Raw genomic sequence first — 3727 nt, forward strand, 5'->3', positions numbered from 1 at the left:
CCTTGACGTGGCGCATCAGGGTCCGGGCCAGATCGAGCACGTCGTGGGCCTGGGCGCTGAGCTCCTCGCTGGCCGCGGCCGACTCCTCGGAGTTGGCGGCGTTGGCCTGGGTCACGGTGTCGAGCTGGTCGACCGCGGTGGTGATCTCGTTGATGCCGCTCGCCTGCTCGTCGCTCGCGGCCGCGACCTCGGCGATGAGCGTCTTCACGTTGCCCACGTTGGTCTCGATGTCCTGCAGGAAGCGGGACGCCTCCTCCACCAGCGTGACGCCGTTGGCGGCGTTGCCCTGGGCCTCGTCGATCAGGGTGGCCGTGTTGCGGGCCGCCTCGGCGCTGCGTCCGGCGAGGTTGCGCACCTCCTCGGCCACCACGGCGAAGCCCTTGCCCGCGTCGCCGGCCCGCGCGGCCTCGACCGCCGCGTTCAGCGCCAGCAGGTTCGTCTGGAAGGCGATCTCGTCGATCGTCTTCAGGATGCGCGCCGTCTCGTCCGACGAGTGCTTGATGTGGCCGATGGCGTCGGTCAGGCGCGACATGGCGCCCACGCCGTGGCTCGCGGCGTCGAAGGCCTGCACGGCCGCGCCGTCGGTCTGGCGGGCGTGGTCGGCGTTGCGTTCGGTCATGGCCGAGAGCTCCTGCAGCGAGGCCGCGATCTCCTCGAGGGAGGCGGCCTGCTCGCTGGCGCCCGACGCCATGAGCTGGCTGCTGCCGGCCACGTGGGCGGCCGAGTCGGCCATGCGCCCGCTCACCTGGCGCATGCGGTTCGAGACGGTGCTGAACGCCTTGTCGGTCCGGTGGGCCAGGAACCACCACACCAGGCAGGTCAGGAGCAGCGTCACCAGCGTCACGCCGCCCTGGAAGAACAGGCCCTTGCGGCTGATCTCCCGCGTCAGGCGTTCGGCATGGTAGAACTCGTCGAGGTAGCTGCTGGCGCCGATGACCCAGTCCCACGGCTCGTAGTACATGATGCGGGCGATCTTGACCCGCGCCTCGTCGTCGCCCTTGTTCTTCCACGGATAGAGCTGCTGCGCCACCTCGCCGGGTCCCAGCTTGGCGGCCTTCGTGCAGATCTCCTCGATGAAGGCCACGCCGTCGGCGTCCTTGGCCTGCATGATGTTCTCGCCGTCGCGGGTGCCGCCCTTGGAGACGACGTAGTTGCCCTTGGTGTCGAGCACGTAGACGTAGCCCGTCTCGCCCACCTTGATGTCCATGATCGCCTGGCGCAGGGCCGCGGCGCTCTCCATGGGCACGCCGAAGTAGCTGATGCCCACGACCCGGCCCTGCCCGTCGCGCACCGGCTCGTACGCCGTGATGTACCAGCGGTCGACCACGTAGGCCCGCCCGCGGAAGGTGCGGCCGGCGAGCACCGTGCTGATCACCGGGTTCGGCTTCCCGTCCGGATTCACCGCCGGGATGTAGGTGCCGATGGCGCGCGTGCCGTCGGCCTTCATGACGTTGGTCGCCACGCGCAGCATGTCGCCGGCGTCGTTCATGCGCTGGAAGATGGTCGCCGTGCCCCCGATCTGGTCGCGCACGCGGTCGACGACCGGGGTCGTGCGGCCGGCCTCGCGGTTCTGGCCGAGCCACTCGCCGCCGGCGAGCATGCGCGGCAGCTGCACGGACTGCGACTTGCCGGTGTACTGGTTGACGGCGTCCCAGCTGACGGTCTCCGGAGCGAAATCCAGGGCGCCGAGGCGCGCGATCTCCGCCTTGGTGACGTTCAGCCCGCTGTTCACGTTCTCCTGCAGCACCTGCTGCTGGGTCTCGCACAGGGTGTAGACGCTGGCCGCGATGTGGTCGAGGTCCGCGTAGGCGATCTCGGTGCACTCGTCGGAGATGACGTCGGCCATCTCGAATCCCTGCCGGGCGGCGACGGCCATGACCAGGGCCAGCGGCACCAGCGACAGGAGGATGCCCGGCACGAGCAGGCGGGCTTTCAGGGAATTGAGGCGAGACATGCACTCGTCCTTTGTTGCCGCCGCATGTTCCGGAATCCGGAATGCACAGCGAAGCCTACAGACGTTCCTTACGACCCCAACGCGATCTCCCCTGCCATCTGGTACGTGTTATCCGCATTTCGTGAAGGAACTTGACAGAAAACCCCACGGATCCGGTCAAAGATCGAGTTCCGCGGACGGGTCGAGGTGATCGGAGCGGTGCCAACCTCTTGAAATGAAAGACCTTGTTCGGTATACGGGATGTTAGAAGGGCGGGGCTCGGAAGAAGGGGGCGGCGAGGGCGGTTGCTCCGGCGAACCCCCCGGAGCAGCCCCGCCCCGGGGCGATCCGAGTCACCAGTAGCGGCGGCCGCCGCTCTCTATCCAGCCGTCGATGTGCCGCCCCCCGGGATCCCGGTGCGTCCAATGGATGACCCCGCCCTGCTCGTTCCACTCGTACTCGCCGTGCACGCGCACCCCGTCTCCCTCGGCCAGGGGCACCCTCTCGGCCAGGTCGATGTTGTGGGCGACGAGCACCGTGTGGCCGTCGGACAGGGCCAGGATGAAGCGCTGGTGCCGCGAGCCCTCGTCGTCGTCGCGAAGCACGCGCCGCACGCGGCCGGCCACCTCGACCTGCAGGTCCGAGCGCCGGTCGGCGAAGGCCCGGGCCACGCGGGCGGCGCCGTCGTCGGCCGCCGGTTTCGCGGGGGCCGACGCCTGGTCGGCGACCGGCCCGCGGGACGCCGGTGCGCCGCCGCCCCCCCACTCCTGCCAGGCGAGCACGGCCAGGGCGATGGCCACACCCGCGAGCAGGCGCAGCAGGCGGCGCGAAGGACCGGGGCTCACACCCGCGCCTCCGGGGTCACGGCGAAGGCCGGGGTGGCCACGCCGTCGGCCCCGACCCACCACGGGGTCCAGGCCAGACCGACCGTCTCGACGGCGATGTCGGTCTTGCGCGCCCGCACGGGCAGCTCGTCGAGGGCGAAGCGCGCCACGTCGGGCGCGGGCAGCCCGGCGAGCTGGTCGCGGAACTCGACGTCCATGGCCTCGAGCTCCGCCTGGGCCGCTGCGAGGGCCGCGCGCGCCCGATCGACGTCGGCCTTCTCCTTGCCTATGCGCCCCATGCTGCGCGCCGTGCTGCCGGCCCGCTGCACGGTGCCGGCGCTGGCCAGCTTGCGGCCGAACAGGGCGCCCAGCACCGTGGCGCCGAGATTCACGGCCGTGGCCATCTTCTTGTCGTTCACCTGGGACTGCTCGGTGGCGACCTTCGCCTCGGCGCGCCGGATCTTCTCCTCCAGCCGCTTCAGCTTCGGGACGTAGCGCGCCCGCAGCTTCTCGGCCGCCAGGTCGCGGTCCTCGCGGGAAAGCTCGCCCAGGCGCGCCCGGAAACGCCCCTCGTCCTCGCCGGGTTCGGCGACGGCCTTGGGGTCGCTGCAGGTCCACAGCAGGAGCGGCCGCTCCCGGTACAGGTGGCTCTTGAGCATGCCGGACCACCGCTCGCGGGTCTTGGCCCCGGCCAGGGCGGCGGGCGGTTCGGCCCAGGTCGCCTCCTCGGCGGGCGCGGTTTCGGTCAGCACACCGGCCGGCAGCTCGTCGGCTTCGTCCCAAGGCGAGGCGGCGCCGTCGGGGGCCGGCGCCACCAGGTTCACCGTCGTCCAGGTGTCGACCTGGGCCCGGGCATTGGCGTAGTGCAGGCCGGCCTCGGCCCACACCGCGGGTCGGTAGTGCAGCCGCGCGCCGGCCGGACGCGGGGTGCCCACCGGCAGGAAGCGTTCGCTGACCCCCGGCGGGGCGG

The 3727-nt window shown here is 71.3% G+C and carries 3 protein-coding genes; all 3 read right to left on the reverse strand.

What is annotated here, in order from left to right:
• Positions 1 to 1954 (reverse strand): methyl-accepting chemotaxis protein (locus tag KDM41_17535; GenBank protein MCB1185226.1); only part of this gene is annotated, 1954 nt, incomplete at its 3' end.
• A gap of 332 nt (positions 1955 to 2286) precedes the next feature.
• Positions 2287 to 2733 (reverse strand): DUF3465 domain-containing protein, encoded by a 447-nt coding sequence (locus KDM41_17540; GenBank protein MCB1185227.1) that lies wholly within the window; start codon positions 2731 to 2733, stop codon positions 2287 to 2289.
• A gap of 41 nt (positions 2734 to 2774) precedes the next feature.
• Positions 2775 to 3727, reverse strand: a 953-nt coding sequence (locus KDM41_17545; protein MCB1185228.1) for a hypothetical protein, incomplete at its 5' end; no start/stop codon positions are given.

The organism is bacterium (genome assembly GCA_020440705.1).
Lineage (GTDB): Bacteria > Krumholzibacteriota > Krumholzibacteriia > LZORAL124-64-63 > LZORAL124-64-63 > JAGRNP01.